This is a genomic window from Pseudoalteromonas sp. MMG006 (assembly GCF_018101025.1).
Classification (GTDB): domain Bacteria; phylum Pseudomonadota; class Gammaproteobacteria; order Enterobacterales; family Alteromonadaceae; genus Pseudoalteromonas.
On sequence record NZ_JAGJEJ010000003.1, the window covers coordinates 261,029 to 280,400 of the forward strand.

General features: G+C 38.8%; 15 protein-coding genes. 5 read left to right on the forward strand and 10 right to left on the reverse strand.

The features are described 5' to 3' along the window. Nucleotides 1-12: 12 nt before the first annotated feature. Both tgt and queA read right to left on the reverse strand, forming a co-directional pair. The gene (tgt, locus tag J8L73_RS05405) at nt 13-1,140 is read right to left on the reverse strand and encodes a tRNA guanosine(34) transglycosylase Tgt (protein WP_058549350.1); all 1,128 of its coding nucleotides are present in this window, start codon (nt 1,138-1,140) and stop codon (nt 13-15) included. 175 nt (nt 1,141-1,315) lie between these two features. Then, a complete protein-coding gene (queA, locus tag J8L73_RS05410; protein WP_058549349.1) occupies nt 1,316-2,347 on the reverse strand; it encodes a tRNA preQ1(34) S-adenosylmethionine ribosyltransferase-isomerase QueA in 1,032 nt (343 codons plus the stop codon). 187 nt (nt 2,348-2,534) lie between these two features. Here queA and J8L73_RS05415 point away from each other — a divergent pair, with 187 nt between their 5' ends. Together J8L73_RS05415 and J8L73_RS05420 are read left to right on the forward strand one after the other, a co-directional pair. After that, nucleotides 2,535-5,051, forward strand: coding sequence for an EAL domain-containing protein (locus J8L73_RS05415; protein ID WP_211015272.1), 2,517 nt, complete (start codon nt 2,535-2,537; stop codon nt 5,049-5,051). A gap of 204 nt (nt 5,052-5,255) precedes the next feature. Continuing rightward, a complete protein-coding gene (locus J8L73_RS05420; RefSeq protein WP_210998765.1) occupies nt 5,256-5,468 on the forward strand; it encodes a hypothetical protein in 213 nt (70 codons plus the stop codon). A gap of 9 nt (nt 5,469-5,477) precedes the next feature. On the opposite strand, the gene J8L73_RS05425 is transcribed toward J8L73_RS05420, so the two are convergent. The 7 genes from J8L73_RS05425 to J8L73_RS05455 all read right to left on the reverse strand — a co-directional run bounded on the left by J8L73_RS05425 (nt 5,478) and on the right by J8L73_RS05455 (nt 14,121). After that, complete coding sequence (locus J8L73_RS05425; protein WP_211015277.1) at nt 5,478-6,404, reverse strand: hydrogen peroxide-inducible genes activator; 927 nt, start codon at nt 6,402-6,404, stop codon at nt 5,478-5,480. 82 nt (nt 6,405-6,486) lie between these two features. Beyond that, nucleotides 6,487-7,755 (reverse strand): inorganic phosphate transporter, encoded by a 1,269-nt coding sequence (locus J8L73_RS05430; RefSeq protein ID WP_138681177.1) that lies wholly within the window; start codon nt 7,753-7,755, stop codon nt 6,487-6,489. Nucleotides 7,756-7,794: 39 nt separating this feature from the next. Further along, entirely contained in the window at nt 7,795-8,472 is a 678-nt protein-coding gene (locus tag J8L73_RS05435; RefSeq protein ID WP_210998763.1) for a TIGR00153 family protein, read from the reverse strand. Nucleotides 8,473-8,622: 150 nt separating this feature from the next. Further along, nucleotides 8,623-9,324: a phosphate signaling complex protein PhoU gene (phoU, locus tag J8L73_RS05440; protein WP_058549343.1), complete on the reverse strand. Its 702-nt coding sequence runs from the start codon at nt 9,322-9,324 to the stop codon at nt 8,623-8,625. A gap of 42 nt (nt 9,325-9,366) precedes the next feature. Further along, on the reverse strand, nt 9,367-10,194 hold the full coding sequence (gene pstB / locus J8L73_RS05445) for a phosphate ABC transporter ATP-binding protein PstB (protein WP_210998762.1): 828 nt from the start codon (nt 10,192-10,194) through the stop codon (nt 9,367-9,369). Nucleotides 10,195-10,221: 27 nt separating this feature from the next. Then, on the reverse strand, nt 10,222-11,871 hold the full coding sequence (gene pstA / locus J8L73_RS05450) for a phosphate ABC transporter permease PstA (protein ID WP_210998761.1): 1,650 nt from the start codon (nt 11,869-11,871) through the stop codon (nt 10,222-10,224). Nucleotides 11,872-11,886: 15 nt separating this feature from the next. After that, a complete protein-coding gene (locus J8L73_RS05455; protein WP_210998760.1) occupies nt 11,887-14,121 on the reverse strand; it encodes an ABC transporter permease subunit in 2,235 nt (744 codons plus the stop codon). A 388-nt stretch (nt 14,122-14,509) separates the two neighbouring features. Between J8L73_RS05455 and J8L73_RS05460 the strand changes: the two genes are divergently transcribed. The 3 genes from J8L73_RS05460 (at nt 14,510) to J8L73_RS05470 (ending at nt 18,678) form a co-directional block, all read left to right on the forward strand. After that, nucleotides 14,510-15,016 carry an ACT domain-containing protein gene (locus J8L73_RS05460; RefSeq protein ID WP_211015279.1) on the forward strand — a complete coding sequence of 169 codons (507 nt, stop codon included), beginning with the start codon at nt 14,510-14,512 and terminating at the stop codon, nt 15,014-15,016. Between the two features lie 94 nt (nt 15,017-15,110). Continuing rightward, complete coding sequence (gene ppk1, locus J8L73_RS05465; protein ID WP_211015281.1) at nt 15,111-17,198, forward strand: polyphosphate kinase 1; 2,088 nt, start codon at nt 15,111-15,113, stop codon at nt 17,196-17,198. Beyond that, on the forward strand, nt 17,191-18,678 hold the full coding sequence (locus J8L73_RS05470; protein WP_211015283.1) for an exopolyphosphatase: 1,488 nt from the start codon (nt 17,191-17,193) through the stop codon (nt 18,676-18,678). The genes ppk1 and J8L73_RS05470 overlap by 8 nt, the downstream gene beginning before the upstream one ends. A 39-nt stretch (nt 18,679-18,717) precedes the next feature. Here J8L73_RS05470 and J8L73_RS05475 read toward each other — a convergent pair whose 3' ends face one another. Further along, the gene (locus J8L73_RS05475) at nt 18,718-19,173 is read right to left on the reverse strand and encodes a hypothetical protein (protein WP_210998756.1); all 456 of its coding nucleotides are present in this window, start codon (nt 19,171-19,173) and stop codon (nt 18,718-18,720) included. Nucleotides 19,174-19,372 lie beyond the last annotated feature (199 nt).

Sequence of the window (19,372 nt, forward strand, 5' to 3'; positions counted from 1 at the left end):
TAATTTTAAAGTTTAATTTGTTGTCTCTACAAGCTCTGGCACTTCTTGGCCTCGGCGAGCATAAAAATCTTGTACAAATTCTTCTAATTTACCTTCGCTAATTGCATTACGTAAACCTTCCATAACACGTTGATAGTAACGTAAGTTATGAATAGTGTTTAGTCGCGCACCTAAAATTTCGTTACATTTATCAAGGTGATGCAAGTATGCACGTGAGTAATTAGTACAGGTATGGCAATCACACTCAGGATCAAGCGGGCCTGTGTCTGTTTTGTGTACTGCGTTACGAATTTTAACAATACCAGTGGTAATAAATAAGTGGCCATTACGTGCATTACGCGTAGGCATTACACAGTCAAACATATCAATACCACGGCGAACCGACTCAACTAAGTCCTCTGGTTTGCCTACACCCATAAGGTAGCGTGGTTTGTCTTCAGGCATTTTGTACGCGCAATGATCAAGAATATTCATCATTTCGTTTTTAGGCTCACCTACCGATAAACCACCTAACGCGTAACCATCAAAACCAATTTCTTCTAAACCTGCTTGTGATTGTGCACGTAATTCTGGGTACATACCACCTTGAATAATACCAAATAACGCAGATGGGTTATCTCCATGGCCTTCTTTTGAGCGTTTAGCCCAGCGAAGAGATAGCTCCATTGAGTCTTTTGCTTCTTTTTCGGTAGCAGGGTATGGCGTACATTCGTCAAAAATCATGACGATATCTGAGCCTAAATCGCGCTGTACTTCCATCGACTTTTCTGGCGACATCATAATTTCATCACCATTTACAGGTGACTGAAATAAAACACCTTCTTCGGTAATTTTGCGCATTGCGCCAAGGCTGAATACTTGGAAACCGCCTGAATCTGTTAGAATTGGGAAATCCCAGTTCATAAAATCGTGTAAATCACCGTGTTGCTTGATGATTTCAGTACCTGGGCGAAGCATTAAATGAAAGGTATTACCTAAACAAATTTGTGCGCCAGTGGCTTTAACTTCATCTGGAGTCATACCTTTTACAGTACCGTATGTACCAACAGGCATAAATGCAGGTGTTTCTATTACACCACGGTCAAAAATCAAGCGGCCGCGGCGCGCTTTTCCGTCAGTACGGTCTAATTCAAATTTCATATCATCCTCAATGTCGGAAAAACAGTCCAACAAGCTATAATTTAACCGCTCGATTCTACCCTTTTTGCCTTGTTATTACTATCAACTGAACTAAATTCACTGTGTATTCTCATAGGCAAATAAAAACCCAACTAAGTAGTTGGGTTTTTATAAATAGTAATAGCTAAATTTGCATTTATTTTCGCGTTAAAAACATCGCATCGCCATAACTAAAAAAGCGATATTGCTGCTCTATTGCCGTATTGTAAGCGCCCATAATGTTGTCTTGGCCGCTAAACGCGCTGACTAACATTATAAGCGTTGATTCAGGTAAGTGAAAATTAGTGACCATGGCATCAACAACATTAAACTGATAACCCGGAAAAATGAAAATATCAGTATCACCAAAGTAACTATCTAATTTGCCGCCGTGAATTTTAGCCGCCGACTCAAGTGAACGTACTGAGGTTGTACCAACTGCAATTACACGTCCGCCATTTGCCTTCGTTTGCGCAACAGCTTGTACTACGTCGTCAGGCACTTCTATGTACTCAGAGTGCATAACATGCTCATCAACACTATCTACACGTACTGGCTGAAATGTACCAGCACCTACGTGCAACGTAACAAAGGCCATATTCACGCCTTTATTTTTAAGCGCAGCCATAAGTTTATCATCAAAATGCAAACCCGCTGTGGGTGCTGCTACTGCGCCTGGCTTTTCACCATATACAGTTTGGTAGCGCTCTCTATCGGCTTCGGTATCTGGGCGGTCAATGTATGGAGGTAGCGGCATGTGCCCAATGTCGTTTAATATATCCAGTACATTTTGATTGCGGTCAAATTCAAGCTCAAACAAAGTATCGTGGCGTGCAATCATTGTTGCTTTTGCTTTGCCTTCTAAAATAACTTCGTTACCTGGCTTTAATGATTTACTTGCGCGAACATGGGCAAGTACTCTGTGCTCATCAACAACACGCTCTACAAGTACTTCTACTTTACCGCCTGACGCTTTTTGGCCAAACATACGCGCCGGAATAACGCGGGTATTGTTAAATACCAGTAAGTCACCTTCATTTACCAAATCAAGCACGTCACTAAATACTTTATGCTCAACCTGACCTGTTGGACCATCTAGAGTAAGTAAGCGGCTACTGGTTCTATCCGCTTTTGGAAAACGTGCAATTAATTCATCGGGTAATTCAAAGCTAAAGTCAGCCACGCGCATAATTTAGTAATCCACATCATTTAAAATCGCGCCAAGTTTATATGTAACGGGTGTTAAGCTCAAGAAATCAGCCAAACTTATGGTACCTTAGTCGCATTTTACTCGTTAAATTTTCTTGTTCTTATGATTAAATATCATTACTCTTGTTTGGTTAATTTATTGTTATTTATATTTGAGGGTTTAAAACGTGGCAAACCAGCTAAAATTGCTTATATTAAACGCAAGTAGTGCTGAACGCCATGCGATTAGAGCCACACTTGAAAGCCTAGATGTATTTACCTTTATTGATGCCCAAGATAGCCAACAAGCTTTAAGACTATTAAAACAACAACCTGTCGATATTATAATTACAGGTCTTAACGTTGGTAAAATTGATGGCTGGCGCTTTTCAAGAATGATTCGATCAGGGCTCTTAAAAACCCCAAAAAACACTCCTATTTTACTCATTCCGCCTATTTATTGTGAACGCATAGCAGAAACCACCGCTCGAAGTTACGGTATAGATGCAGTATTACCGTTTGAGCATAAAGATATGCTACCGCAAGTACTCGCGAATGTGCTCTCTACTCATTTAGAAAAAAGTAGCAGGCTAAACTTATTACTGTTAGAGCCAATTCAAGAAAATGCCGACAATATCAGCGAGCAACTAAAGTTAAACTTTGCTATTAAGCATGTTACCACTGCTAAAGCCGCTCTTAGCGCTTATAACCAGCAGCAGTTTTCAATCGTGTTACTTGATGCAACCTCGTCTAGCGCTCAAAGCTCAAGCTTATTGGTTGAAGAAATCCTTCAGCATAATTCTAAACAGGCCATTGTAACAATTATTGAAAGCGACGATGCCGATTACGCAGAGCAGCTTTTACTCTCAGGTGTTACCGATTTTATTCGAGCACCCTACGACCCTTCATTCTTAAATAAAGTGTGCGATCATGCAGCGCGACGTGAAGATTTTATGGTCAGTTACGCAGAGTTTGCGCACAAAGTAGAACAGTTAAGTGTTAGTGAAGTGCGTTACAAAGAGTTGTTTTCAGCGCATCAGCGTATTTTACTGCACTTAAATACTGTAGTGCTTGAGCTTGATCAGCAGGGGTTGATCCGCTTTATTAATCCCGCGTGGGAGGCCTTAAGTGGCTTTGGTGTAAAATCAACACTGCAAAAATCACTGAGTGATTACTGTAGTTTAGATGATCAACAAAAGCTTACCCATACCATTAGCGATATTTTAAATGGTGGCCAGCAGCAACAACAAATAGAAGTAAAGTTAAGCCATAAAAATGGCAACCTGATTTGGGCTGAGTGTCGTCTTCAGTTAATTAAAAATAGCCGAAATAACGCAACAATAACGGCCACTATCGATAACATACATGAGCGAAAACAAGCAGAACTTCAGCTTCGTCATTTAGCGCATCACGACCCACTAACGGGCTTACACAATCGCTATTACTTCGATCAGCAACTCAACAAAATATGCCAAGATAAGTACACTTACGAAGGTGTAGAACATGCTGTTATATACATTGACCTTGATCACTTTAAAATAATTAATGACAGCAAAGGTCATCATCAGGGCGATATAGTACTAAAAGAAGTAGCGCAGTTATTTAAAGCTAATATTGGCGACGATCACCTAGTGTGCAGAATTGGCGGCGATGAGTTTGCAGTGATACTCTCAGATATGAATTTACTAGACGCTCACCTCATTGCTGAAGGCGTATGTAGTGCCATTGAAAAGCATTCATTTAAATCAGAAGATCAAATATACACCATTAGCTGCTCTATTGGCTTAACACAAATTACGCCACAAAATTGCGACCCTAACGAATGTCTAAAACAAGCAGATATCGCTTTATATATTGCTAAAAACCTAGGGCGTAATTTAGTGCATTGTTACTCAAAAGAAGATGCTCAAAATAATACTCTTCAAACAGGGCTTGAATGGGGTCACGAAATTCGCCAGGCTCTGCAACAAGATAATATTGAGCTACATTACCAACCTATTTGGGACTTTAAAGAAAATAAGGTTGCCTACTTTGAAGCACTACTTCGCTTAAAACATGATGGTGAATTGATTTACCCTAATCAATTTATCCCTTCATTAGAAATGCTAAACGATACATTTATGATGGACCAATGCGTTGTACGTAATGCAATTGCTTGTGTTGCAAAGCATCCTGAGCTCAATCAGGTTGCAATTAACTTATCGGCACAATCATTTTTAGATGAGCGATTACTACCGTTAATCGAATCAAATTTAGAAAAGTACCAAGTACCACCAACGCGTATAATTTTTGAGATCACCGAGTCTGCCAGCATCAATAATTTAAAAGCAACGCGTAAAATGATAGAAAAGCTCAATACACTTGGCTGTCACTTCTCTATTGATGATTTTGGTACAGGCTTTAGCACCTTTAACTATTTAAAACAGTTACCAGCACAGCATGTAAAGATAGACGGATCGTTTGTGAGCGACATGCTTAACGATCCAATAGATTTAGCGCTTGTTAAAGCTATTAACGATATAAGTCGCTCTTTAGATAAGCGCTCTGTTGCTGAATATGTTGAAAATGAAGAGATATTTTTTGCACTAAAAGAAATAGGTGTCGATTACGGACAAGGCTACTTTATCGCCCGCCCAATACCTGTAGAAAAGATAAAAAATGAACTTGAAAAAATATCAAAAAATAAAACGTTTTACCAACAATAAGCTAGCTCTAAAATAAACATTATTGAACAATTTTAAGCATTTTATTACTACCAATTCTATCTTTCTTGCCTATACTTTTAACACCAGATAAATAATGTCGTGTTATTTTATGTATTTCACTTAAAAAACATGACATTACCTTTTGATGGCTAATACTATTGTTTATAGTCGCTTTTAAAGCGTTTAGCTTTTAAGGAGAAAGGTATGACACAGCTAGTTATATTATTACTAATTATACACTTTGCAATTGCGTATCAATGTTACCGTTACGCACATATCAAAGGTTATCCTGTTAAAGTATTTACTACGCTAGGCTGCGTTCCATACTTTAACTTAGTCGTGTGGATTTATTTATTGTTTTTACCCGAGCTTGAGCCCTTCGACAGCCACGTTCAAAGTCATAAGCAGCCCTTGTAGGCTGCTTTTTTATTTATGATTTAAAGGCTCTAAACTACATTGGCGCTTTAAAAAAATCTCTAACTGCTGGCTAAATAGCTTAAAGTCACGTATGCGGCCTGTTGTTTTTCGCCATAAGATACCTATATCTCGATAAGCATCGCTTTGTGAAGGTGTTGCAACCATATCTTTATTTTCAAGTATGCCCGCATTAATCGCCATTTGAGGCAAAAATGTTACGCCTAGCTGATGCTCAACCATACTTAGAAGCGTATGCAAACTTGCAGCTTCAAAAGGGTTAATACAGCTTGCACGATTTAAATGGCACGCACTTAGGGCATGCCCCGTCATACAATGCTCTCGCTCTAATAAAAACACACTTGCATCAGGTAATAGATTAAAGTCTTCCACGTCTTTCGCTTGCGTGTAATCTTTGTGGTGCACTAGACTGAAATGATCTTTTGCTAAAATTTGAGTATGGAATTTTTCAGTTTGATATGGCAATGCAAGTAGTGCTAAATCAATATGGCCGTGTTCTAGCTTATCGAGCAACTTATCACTGGTATCTTCTATTAATACCAGTTCCAGATCGCAAAATGTTTCCTTGCAAAAATGATACAATGGCGCCGCTATAAAGCTCGCTATAGTAGGTATAACGCCTACTATTAACTTACCACTAAGCGGTGTTAAAAAACTTTTTGTCAGCTCTTTTAAGCTAATCGTATCGTTTATTATTTTACGAGAGCGTTCAACAACTTCTTCACCAATACTGGTAAACATTAGGCTGCGGTTTTCGCGCTCAATTAGCTGGCAACCCAGTGTTTCTTCAAGATTTTGAATTGCGCTACTTAGCGTAGATTGACCAATAAAGCAGGCGCTGGCAGCTCTGCCAAAGTGTTGATGTTGATGAACAGCTAATAAATATTGCAGCTGTTTAATACTTGGAAGATTAGTCATTTTTTCTTTCCACAAATAAAAAGACCCCAACACCTAGGGCGTTGAGATCTTTTCAAGCTAAAAGTCTTTGAGTACTTTTTTGTTAAACCCCAAACGCGGTTCTTAGTACGTAGAAAATAACAATAGCAAGGGCAGCGCCAACTGGCAATGTAATTACCCAAGAAACTACAATGTTTCTGATAACACCCATGTTAAGTGCACCAATACCACGTGCCATACCTACACCTAACACCGCACCCACTAAGGTTTGTGTAGTCGAGATAGGCATACCCGTGCCCGATGCAATAACAACTGTAGAAGCAGCAGCTAATTCAGCAGCAAAACCACGGCTCGGTGTTAAATGTGTAATACCTTCACCAATCGTTTTAATTACTTTTTTACCTAAAATAGCAAGGCCCGCCACAATACCAAAACCACCTAGCGGTAAAATCCACCAAGCAATAGCAGCTTTCTTAGCTATTTCACCGTTGTTTTCAACAATATTTACAACAGCAGCTAGTGGACCGATTGCATTCGCTACATCGTTAGAGCCATGTGCAAATGCCATACAACAAGCAGTTAGTACCATTAATACCGCAAATACTTTTTCTACGTTGTTAAACTGCATTTGCTTGTCAGCTTTAGGATCGATATTTAATCGAGAAATAGCAATTTTACCAATAATAGCCACAATTACTGCAACAGCAATTGCAAGAGCATAGCCCTCTACAGAACCAATATTAATACCTACGTGCTTTAAACCTTTTTTAATGGTTACAAGCGCCATAATGAAGCCTGCTAAACCCATATAAAGTGGTACATAGCGTTTAGCATTTTTAAGTGGCGCATCGGTATCAAAAATTAGTTTTTGTGCGCTCATAAATATTAAGTATGCAATAAAGCCTGATATAGCCGGCGTTATAATCCAACTACCAACAATACCACCTACTTTGTCCCACTGAATTGCCTCAGTGCCTACTGCCACTAGTGCAAAACCAATAATAGCACCAATGATTGAGTGAGTAGTTGAAACAGGCCAACCTAAAAATGAAGCAATTAATAGCCAAGTACCCGCTGCAAATAACGCAGAGATCATACCTAAAACCATTAAATCAGGGAGTGCAGCAAATGGGGCGGCATCGATAATTCCTTTACGAATTGTTGATGTAACCTCACCACCGGCTAAATAAGCACCTGCGAATTCAAAAACCATCGCAATAAAAATTGCCTGTTTGATTGTTAGTGCTTTAGAACCTACTGAAGTACCCATCGCATTAGCAACGTCGTTCGCGCCAATACCATAAGCCATAAAAAAGCCGACTGCAGCGGCAATTAAAATTAATACCGTGCCGTAAGATGCAATGATATCCATTGTGTAACCTTAATCTTTCGTGTTTGAACTGATTTTAAATTAACGAGCTAACATCAGCTCAAGACGTGATCCTACGCGCTCTGCAATATCTGCAAGCTCGCCAACCCATTCGATGATTTTATATAAAAACATCACATCAATAGGGTTTAGCTCACCTTCTACTGCTCGTAGTTGGAGGCGTACTTTTATTTGCATTTCATCCGTGTCTTGTTCTATTGCATCCAATTCAACGAGCATTTTTTCTACTAAGGTCACTTCACGACCTTTAAAGCCCGTTTCTAGCAATTCTTCTAACTCATTAATCGCTTTAGATGCCTGTTTAGTAGCATCGACACAGCGAGTTAAATAAGCTAAAAAGTCTGCTTGCATTACTGTAGGAATGGTCATTTCACGACCAATCACTCGTCCAGCAATATCTTTTGCTTTATTGGCAATTTTATCTTGTTGAGTTACTAATTCGAGCAGATCTGTACGTTCTACCGGCATAAATAAACCGCGCGGTAACTGTAAACGTATATCTCTTTTCATATCATCAGCTTCACGCTCTAAATTACGAATAGTTAAACGAAGCTCTTCTGCTTGTTCCCACTCTTCTTTAAAAACGTGATTAAAGAAAGGTATCAAAGCTTTACTTGCTTGATGAACTTTCTTGATGTGTTCTTCCATTGGTTTGATAGGAGATTTTGCAAATACTCCTAAAAACGCGTTTGTAGGCATAACTGACCCTTTAATCAAATTGATATGCTTTGCAGCATGAATTTTACAGTATTAGCCACGATTGTGAACGCTTTTTATTATTTCACCATGGCTAACAATGCACAAAGCGACACTGAGTCGCTTTAATACAAAAGAATGATTAGTAAAAATTTATAAAGATTTTTCTATATCTTCTTGAGATGTATGACGAATATCTTTGCCGTTTACAAAATAAATGATGTATTCCGCAATATTTTGACACCTATCGCCAATGCGCTCTAATGAGCGAACTGACCACACCAAATCCATTATTTTAGGAATTGAACGTGGATCTTCCATCATATAAGTCATTATTTGACGTGTGATCGCTTCATATTCACGGTCAACTTTTGCATCTTCTTTGTGTACTTCAAATGCACGTTGCACATCCATACGCGCAAATGCATCAAGTACATCATGTAGCATTTTTAAAACTTGGCGACCCATGTTTTCAATATTTACTAATAAGTCTTGTTGATCTTTAGTAAATGAATCAAGTGCAACTTTAGCAATTCGCTCAGCTTCATCGCCAATACGCTCTAAATCTGCAATCGTTTTTGCAATAGCTATAACTAAGCGCAAATCGCTCGCGGCAGGTTGGCGACGCGCAATAATACGCGTACATTCTTCATCAATGCTTACTTCCATCGCATTAACTTTGTAATCGTTTTGGCGCACCTTTTGTGCAAGCTCAGCATCGTTACGGCTAACTGCATCAAGCGCACTATTAAGCTGCTGCTCAACTAAACCACCCATATTTAATACATGATTACGTACGTTTTCTAGCTCTTGGTTAAAGCGACCAGAGATATGCTTATTAATATTATGTTCCATAATTACCTTCTCTTAAATTCATCAACAACACGAAAGCGATAACTAGCCGTAACGGCCTGTAATGTAGTCTTCTGTTTTCTTTTTACTAGGTGTTGTAAATAAGGTATTTGTGTCTGAGTATTCAATCAGCTCACCCATGTACATAAAGGCGGTTTGATCAGATACACGCGCTGCTTGTTGCATATTATGTGTAACAATAACAACGGTAAATTTGTTCTTTAAATCGTTAATTAGCTCTTCAATAACTAACGTAGAAATTGGATCAAGTGCCGATGTTGGTTCATCTAGCAAAAGTACTTCTGGTTCAATTGCAATTGAACGGGCAATAACTAAACGTTGTTGCTGACCACCTGATAGGCCAAATGCGCTATCGTGTAATCGGTCTTTTACTTCATCCCATAAAGCAGCACCGCGAAGTGATTGCTCTACCACTTCATCTAATTTACGCTTTTCTTTAATGCCTTGTAAGCGTAGGCCATAAACCACATTTTCATAAATTGATTTAGGAAATGGATTAGGGCGCTGAAACACCATACCCACGTTGCGACGAAGCGCGGCAACATCTACACTTTTATCGTAAATATTTTGGCCATGAAGTAATATTTCACCTTCAATACGACAAATATCAACTAAATCGTTCATACGGTTAATACAACGAAGTAACGTTGATTTACCACAGCCCGATGGTCCGATAAATGCGGTTACCTGACCTTTCGGAATATTCATATTAACATTGCTTAATGCTTGTTTTTCACCGTAGTAAAGATCAAGGTTTTTAATCTCTAACGCTTTTTGGTCGTCAGTTAAGTTTTCTAGGTCTAATTTTTGACCTATATTAGCTTGGTTTACTTGTGGGGCGACTGTAATCATGTTTGTTACCTATAAAATCTTTACTAATTAGTGTTCAAGCGATCTAAATTTTTCACGTAAGTGATTACGTATACCAATCGCAGTTATGTTGAGGGTAATAATCACCGACACTAATAAAAAGGCCGTTGCATATACCAGCGGACGCGCTGCTTCAACATTAGGGCTTTGAAAGCCAACATCGTAAATATGAAAGCCTAAGTGCATGAACTTTCTATCTAAGTGAAAATATGGGAAGTTTCCATCAAGGGGTAATGTAGGTGCCATTTTTACAACGCCTACCAACATAAGTGGTGCAACTTCTCCGGCCGCTCGCGCAACTGCAAGTATTAAACCTGTCATTATTGCTGGGCTTGCCATAGGAATAATTATGCGCCATAACGTTTCAACTTTTGTTGCACCAAGCGCTAACGAACCATCACGTACTGTACTTGGAATACGAGATAAACCTTCTTCCGTTGATACAATAACAACCGGTAAAGTAAGAATAGCTAATGTAAGCGCAGACCACATAACACCCGGCGTACCAAATACGGGAGTAGGTGATGCTTCAGGGTAAAACAACTGATCTAAGCTGCCACCTAGCATATATACAAAAAAGCCTAGGCCAAATACGCCGTACACAATAGAAGGTACGCCCGCTAAGTTAATTACCGCGATACGGATCATCTTAGTCACTGCGTTTTTAGCTGCGTACTCATGTAAGTATATTGCAGCTACCACACCAAAAGGCGTTACAATTACAGCCATTAACATAACCATAAATACAGTACCAAATATAGCTGGGAATACACCGCCTTCGGTATTTGCTTCACGTGGGTCGTCTGATACAAACTTACCTAGTTGTACAAAGTAATGACCAAGCTTTGCAAAAAAACCCATATCGTTTGGAAACCAAACATCAAGTACTTGATACATCGGAATAGTAACCACTTCACCGCGCATATCTTTTACAGTGACATGGTCACGTTTTGCCTGCTTACGAAGTGCAAATAAATCTTTTTCAAGCACTGCATATTCTGCACGTAAATCTGCCCGTGCTTGAGCAAGCTCAGCTACACGTTCATCTGTTAATGCATCATCAAGCAAGTACCCTTTTTCTTTTAAACGAAGACGCTCAAGCTCATAGTTTATATGGCCAATGTCACCATTTTGTAAATCAAGCGCTTCATCGTTTAAATCTACAGCGCGATCTACAAGTTCATGCAGCGCTTCAATTTTATCGCCTTCAACTGGTTTACCATCTTTAATTACACTTTCAACGTAACCATAAAAGTTACCATTTTTACTACGCTCAAATACAGCAAGCGTTGCCGGCGTTGTTTTATTTGTAATGTCGGTTTCTAAAATCCAACGAAAGTCTAAATCTACGTATTCACGGTTACCCGTTTTGATAAGTAGGCGCTCTACTTCGTCTTTTTTGAACCCGCTTACATCAATACCGGTAGCCGCTAAGCGCGCTTTTGGTACTAATTCACGGTCGTAAATTTCGCCTATTACAGTTTGCTTTGAAATAGACCCTTCAAGCTCAAACTGTACAACTTCAGAAGGCCAGAAAAAGCTTAACCCTTTCCAGGCTATCATTGCTAATAAACCTAAAACCGAAATCAAGCTGATGCTGACTGCACCACCTGTCATCCAAATCCAAGGAGAACCAGACTTAAACCACTGCTTTACCATGTCGTGTCTCTCCGCTTACATTGAGCTGTATTTTTCACGCAGTTGCTGACGAACAAACTCAGCCACTGTGTTGAAAATAAAGGTGAATATGAATAGTACAAAGGCTGCTAAGAACAATATTCTATAGTGCGAGCTACCAACTTCTGACTCAGGCATTTCTACTGCAATGTTTGCTGCAAGCGTACGCATACCTTGAAAAATACTCCAATCCATAATAGGTGTGTTACCTGTAGCCATTAGTACAATCATGGTTTCACCCACTGCACGGCCAAGTCCCATCATTACTGCAGAGAAAATACCAGGGCTTGCTGTAAGAAGTACCACACGTACAAGTGTTTGCCACTGCGTGGCACCCAATGCAAGTGAGCCATTTGATAAGTGTTTAGGCACACTAAATACAGCATCTTCAGCAATCGAGAATATAGTAGGAATAACAGCAAACCCCATCGCTATACCAACTACTAATGAGTTACGTTGGTCAAACGTCATACCAAGCTCATTAGTTAAGTATTGACGTACATTGCCATCAAACATCCAAAGCTCTACTGTTTCGCTCATCGCGAATGAGAACCAACCAATTAATAGCACTACCGGAATCAATAGTATTGAATGTGAACCTTCAGGAATTTTATGACGAATACTCGACGGCAGCTTAGTCCAACCCAATGCGGTAGCTAAAATACCAAGCGGCAACAATACCAGCAGCCCAACAATAGCCGGCAAGTGCTCTTCAATTAATGGCGCTAACCACAGACCCGCTAAAAATCCCAAAATAACAGTAGGAAGAGCTTCCATTATTTCAACTGTAGGCTTAACTACTTTACGCAACTCGCTTGACATAAAATAAGCCGTATAAATAGCGGCAGAAAGCGCAATAGGTACTGCAAATAACATCGCGTAAAGCGCTGCTTTTAACGTACCAAACGAAATTGGCACTAATGAAAATTTAGATTCAAAGTCATCACTTGCAGAAGTTGACTGCCAAATATAACCCGGCTCAGGGTAACCTTCGTACCATACTTCTTGCCATAAAGCAGACCACGTCACTTCTGGGTGCTCATTATGAATTTCAAGTACGGATAATTTGTTATCAGCAAGTAAAAGCGCGGCGTTTGAACGCGGTGCAATTGCAAAGTTTTCTATAGCGCCTTCACTTACCTTACCTTGCCATAGTTTTGCTTCGCTGGTTGTGTAATAAACGCCTAGCTCACCATTACTGCTCGTAGTAAAGAAAGTACGACGGTAAAACTCGGTAAATACATTGAGCTTACTTTGCTTAGTCGTTTCAAACGAACGTATTTTTTGATACTCACGCCCAGCCTCTGTATTAACTTCAAACCACTGCGACACTTCACCATTGTCATTAGCAAGCATTAACGAGTTTGCACCCGCTAGAAGCTGTGCTGATACTATATTTGCATTTTCTTCATTAGCTGAAAGTAACTGTATCTGCTCTACGTCATCTGGGTAGCGCGTATCATAAACGTAAATTTGATTAGCTGAACGAATAAAAGTCCGTGTTGTATCTGGCGAAATTAATAGCTCGTCTACACGCCCATTTACATCAAGCTCAGTACGTTCAACAACCCATTCAACTTCGCCAGTAAACATATTTTCTTCAGCAACAAAGCTGCTAAATAGCACGCGCTTATCTTCGGTAAGTGCAACAACGGCTGTTTTGTCTTCGTAATGGCTAAATGCAAAGCGTTTAATAGCAGCACCTTGCTCATCAACTTCAAGTGCCATTTCCCCAAGCGGAAAATCTAAACGAGGTGTTAATTTTCGCTCGTTATTTGGAAAGGTAACTAAAAATTTAGGTGCAACAACCATTACGCTGCCGTTTTCTAAACCATACGCATAATGCCCCTGAAAGGGAGCGCTGGTTGCAAAACTTGTCGCATCGCTTGGTAATTGCGCATCAAGTGTTTTGAGCTTTTTACCAAAACTGTCGGTATCAACACTATAAAAATCAACTTGCCCTTGCTTGCTTAGTAGGTAAGCAACTTCAGTTTGTTCTTCAACACCTAAACCTGCAATTTGCTGCGAGTTAGTTACATTGAAGCTATCGCGTTTTTCTACTTTTGCTGATTCAAAAATTGGCTGAACTACATAAAGAAGGTAGAAAAATATCAATAGCAGCGCTATTAATACCATTACCCCACCTGCGGTTATACCAAACTTGGCAAACCGATCTTTAAATAGACGGCTTCGATCCGTATTAAAAGTCGGTTTATTCGGATTTGAAGTCATCAAAACACCCTTTAATCTTAACGTTGGCGAAATTATATTTCATCAAGATGACAGTAATGTTACAGCCGTAATATTTAAGCCACTCAAATAAAGGTATAAAGAGATAAACTAACCAAATGGTCAGCTTAATCAAAAATTAATTCTTATAGAGTGAACTAAATTGCAAAATAATTGGACAAAGTATTTATCGGAGTCAATACTTAAAACGCACCAGATAAATAGCAATGGCAACGGGTTGAGCACTGTAAGTGCTGTATAAAGTAGTCGGTAAGTTTATATTTTATGCCTAGTGCTAATAGTAAATAATACATTTCGACCACACACTTTTTAACGTCACACATTAATGCCTATACGTATACTTTTTGGGGCTTAAATAAGAGAATTATTTATGAAGCAGTTGGTTATAACGATTTTAGGGCAAGACCGCCCTGGTTTAGTAGAGAATATCTCATCAGTCGTATTAGAAAATCATGGTAACTGGCTTAGTAGTAATTTAAGTCATTTACTTGGGCACTTTGCGGGTATTATACAACTTGAATTAGCTGAGGAGCACTTTCAACCTTTGCAAAATGCACTTAATGCACTGCCAAAATTAGATGTAAGGATAGAGGCAGGTAATACCGAAGTAGAGCCAAGCGCACGTGAACAGCTTAACTTAGTTATTACGGGCAACGACCGTCCAGGTATTGTACAAGAACTCGCAAGTGTTATTCGCCACAAAGGCGCTAACATTACGCATTTAAATTCAAGGCAACAGAGTGCACCTAATTGGGGAGTGCCAATATTTAGTGCTGTTGCAACGGTAACCTTACCTGGTGGAATGGATAAAGACGAAGTAATTTACGCACTTGAAGCAATTACTAGCGATTTAATTGTGGACGTAGAAGAGCCATAACCCCTGTTTGCGTGTCACAAATGTGACACGCATGTCATGTTAATGTCATTAATCGGCACTATATTTTATTCTGCATCTAATCATGGAATAAAGTATGAACGCCCATATCAAACAAACTCAAGCCCTCGAGCACTTTGCGAAAGAGCTAAGTTGGCTTTCGTTTAACGAACGCGTATTGCAAGAAGCAAAAGACAAAAATAACCCTATTATTGAACGGATGCGGTTTTTAGGTATTTTTTCTAATAATCTTGATGAGTTTTTTAGGGTGCGTGTTGCCGATGTTAAGCGTCGTATTTTATTAAATAAACTTCCCGATGCTAATTTTGAAGAAGATGAAGCACTCCTAAGCCAAATACAAAAAAAAGTATTGCAGCTTGGTAAAAAATTTAATCAAATTCATCAACAAATTTTAAACGACCTTACCACCCATAATATTCATGTCGATCGCCCCGAAAAGCTGACTGAGTTTCACTCAAATTGGCTAAAAAACTATTTTCACGACAACGTATTACAGCATATATCCCCAATTCTACTCGACGAAAATAAAGACTATTCTGATTATATAAACGACACAATGACCTACCTTTTTGTAGAAATGAGCGATGAGAAAAGTCACTTTGCTATGCTTGAAGTGCCTACAGATCGGGTTCCTCGCTTTATAATTTTACCGCCAGAAAGAACACGCCGTCGTAAAACAATAGTGATGCTAGATGACGTAATCTCGTACTTTTTAAATGATGTATTTAGTAACTTTTTTAACTTTGAAACCATTCAAGGGCACGCAATAAAATTAACCCGCGATGCCGAATATAATCTTGATGATGAATTAGAAGAAGGCTTGCTTGATAAAATGTCAAAGGGCCTAAAGCAGCGTATTTATGCAGAGCCAGTGCGCCTTGTATACGACGAAGCAATGCCTGAAAGCATGTTAAAAGTAATGAAAAAACGTCTAAATGTGACTCACCACGATGCACTTATTCCAGCCGGGCGCTATCGAAACTTTAGAGACTTTATAGCCTTTCCAAATGTTGGTCGCCAATACCTTGAAAACAAACCGCTACCTGCATTACAAAGCACTGCTTTTAATAAACACACCAGCGTATTTGACGCCATAACCGAGCAAGATATATTACTTTACTATCCATATCATACCTTTAATCATTTGCTAGAGTTTGTGCGCCAAGCAGCGTTTGACCCAGTAGTGACGCAAATTAAAGTTAATATTTACCGCGTTGCAAGTAAATCACGGCTTATATCTTCACTTATTAATGCAGCAAAAAATGGCAAAAAAGTTACCGTAATGGTTGAGCTTAAAGCCCGTTTTGATGAGCAAAATAATATTGAGTGGGCAAAAGTGTTAAGCAGTGCGGGCATAAAGGTAATTTTTGGTATTCCTGCACTAAAAGTGCACAGTAAGCTGTGTATTATTCATCGCAAAGAAAAAAATAAAATAGTGAAATACGCACACATAGGCACAGGGAATTTTCACGAAAAAACAGCAAAAATTTACACCGACTTTAGCCTTTTCACTAAGCACGCTGGTATTTGCGAGGAATGCGATAGTGTATTTAAATTTATTGAAAGCAGCTATAAGCCATTCAATTTTGAATACCTTATGATCTCTCCCGTTAATGCGCGCGATATGCTGCTGGATTTAATCGATAAAGAAATTCAGCATGTAGAAAACGGCAACCCCGGTAAAATCACTGTAAAAATAAATAACTTAGTTGATAAACAGCTTGTTGATAAGCTTTATTACGCCGGCCGCAGAGGCGTTAAAATACGCATCATTGTTCGTGGTATGTGCTCGTTAATACCAGGCATTGCTAAATTTAGCGACAATATAAGAGTAATAAGTATTGTAGATCGCTTTTTAGAGCATCCTAGAGTCATGGTGTTTGGTAATAACGGAGACGACAAAGTATATATTTCGTCTGCCGATTGGATGACACGTAACCTAGAACATCGCGTTGAAGTGGGCGTACCAATTTTAGATGCTCGATTAAAACGGCTCATTATTGATATTTTAGAGCTACAATTTAAAGACCGTACTAAAGCACGGCTAATCGACAGCGAGCAAAAAAATGCGTATGTAAGACGCGGAAACAGAAAAAAAATACGCTCGCAAATTGCAATTTACGACCATCTAAAAAAATGGGAACACAATTATAATAATGAATGATCATCCCTCAATAGCAGCCGTCGATTTAGGCTCAAATAGCTTTCATTTAGTGGTTGCTCGCGAAGTTGACGGCACACTACAAATTCTGCATAAAGAAAAGCAGCGTGTATATTTAGCAGACGGTCTAGATGATAAATTTAGGCTCAGCCAGCAAGCAATTGATCGCGCCTTAATTGTGCTTAAGCAGTTTGCAATAACGCTACAAGACTTCCCTGCCTGCAACGTTAAAGTAGCAGCAACTTATACTTTTCGCAGAGCTAAAAATATTCATGCTTTTTTAACGCAGGCCAATAAAGTATTTCCTTTTCATATTGATGTAATTGCGGGGCAAGAAGAAGCACGGCTGATTTATCAAGGGGTTGCTCATTATGTACATAACGAAGATAACCGTCTTGTTATTGATATAGGGGGCGGTAGTACAGAACTTATAGTTGGTAAGCATTTTAAACATAAACTACTTACAAGCCGTAATATGGGATGCGTTAGTTACACCAATCAATTTTTTAGTGACGGCATCATAAACGCTAAGCGCTTTAATAAAGCTGAAATAAAAGCAGAACAAGAAATAGAAGCTATTTTTGCCAATTATGTATCACAGGGGTGGAAAAGCGTTATTGGTACCTCAGGAACGATAAAATCGATATTGGCTATGGTGAGCGCTCAAAATCCTCATCACCCTTGCATAACTTACGACGATTTATTAACTCTGAAACAACAATTTTTAAAAGCAAAAAAAATTGATAATTTAGAAATTGAGGGACTAACACCAGAACGTCAGCAAAGTATGTGTGGCGGACTTGCTATTTTAATTGCTATTTTTAGAGAGTTTGCAATCACCGAGCTAACTTATAGTGATTTTTCACTGCGAGAGGGATTGCTTCATGAAATGCAGCAAAAGTTAGCTGACAAAGATATTCGCAGTAATACCATAAATAATGTTAGCGACAGATACACGGTAGATAAAGCTCACGCGACACGAGTTTCAGATACCGCTATTTGGCTCTATGAGCGCTTAAAATCCCCTTGGCAACTTAACAATGATGACGATGTTGCATTACTCATTTGGGCAGCAAAACTACATGAAATTGGCTTATCTATTAACTCATCAGGTATTAATAAGCACAGTGCTTATATTGTTGCTAATAGCCAATTACCGGGCTTTACACAGCAGGAGCAGTTAATACTCAGCTCACTTATTCGTTTTTACCGTAAAAAAATAAAACTCGATGAACTTTCTGAATTTATAACTATTTCTCAGCAGCAGGTGCTTAAGCTTATTACTATTTTACGTTTAGCGATTTTATTTAATCAAAAACGACAAATTAGCCAAAAACCAAATATGGAAATTAGCGCAAATAACACTGGATTATTTATAAAGTTTTGCGATAACTATCTTCAAGAGCACACCCTGCTTCAAGCCGATTTAGCGCTAGAACAACGCTATTTAAAAAAGGTTGGTATCGCGTTTAACTGCTCTTAGATCAAAAAAGCAGGGTGACCAACACCCTGTTTTTTACAATTACATATCCATATGGCGGTTTGTGCTTTGCATCATTTGCTTTAAGCCTTGCTCTTCCAGCTCTAATATTTGCTCAAGCTTTTCCTGACCATTATCAGTTTCGGCGCGCTCTAATAAATATTTATATAGCTCAATCACCTTTTGATGCTGACTTGATAAGTAGTTTTGAATTACTTTTTCATCAAACTGCTGATCTTTACTAATATCTTCAAACGTGATCAGGTCAGGGTTTTCTGCAAAGTATTCATAACTATAAGTATCTAAAGTATTAATTTCGGTAATAGCTTTAAAACCCACTAAATCCTCAGCGAGCTTTTTTTCGTAATTTAGGTAATAGTCCACCAGCATCGCGTTATGTTCATCAAGTATGTCCTTTACACTATAAAAATTTGCCGCCATTTGTGTGTGAAATAAAACGGTCCAATCGTACACTTCTTTAATTGTTTTAACTTGCATGTGCGTTCCTTACTAAGTTGACTGTACTACTTTGTTGCGTAAAACATGCCAACTAAAAAAACAACTAAAAACAAAAGCTTAAAATTAAAATAAATAATAATGAATCATTTAATAGAACAACTTACAAATTATAGGTAATTTTTATAGAGCAATGCTTTAGTAACCTGAGCCTAGTTACAAGGCGCAGATCAGGTTAAAA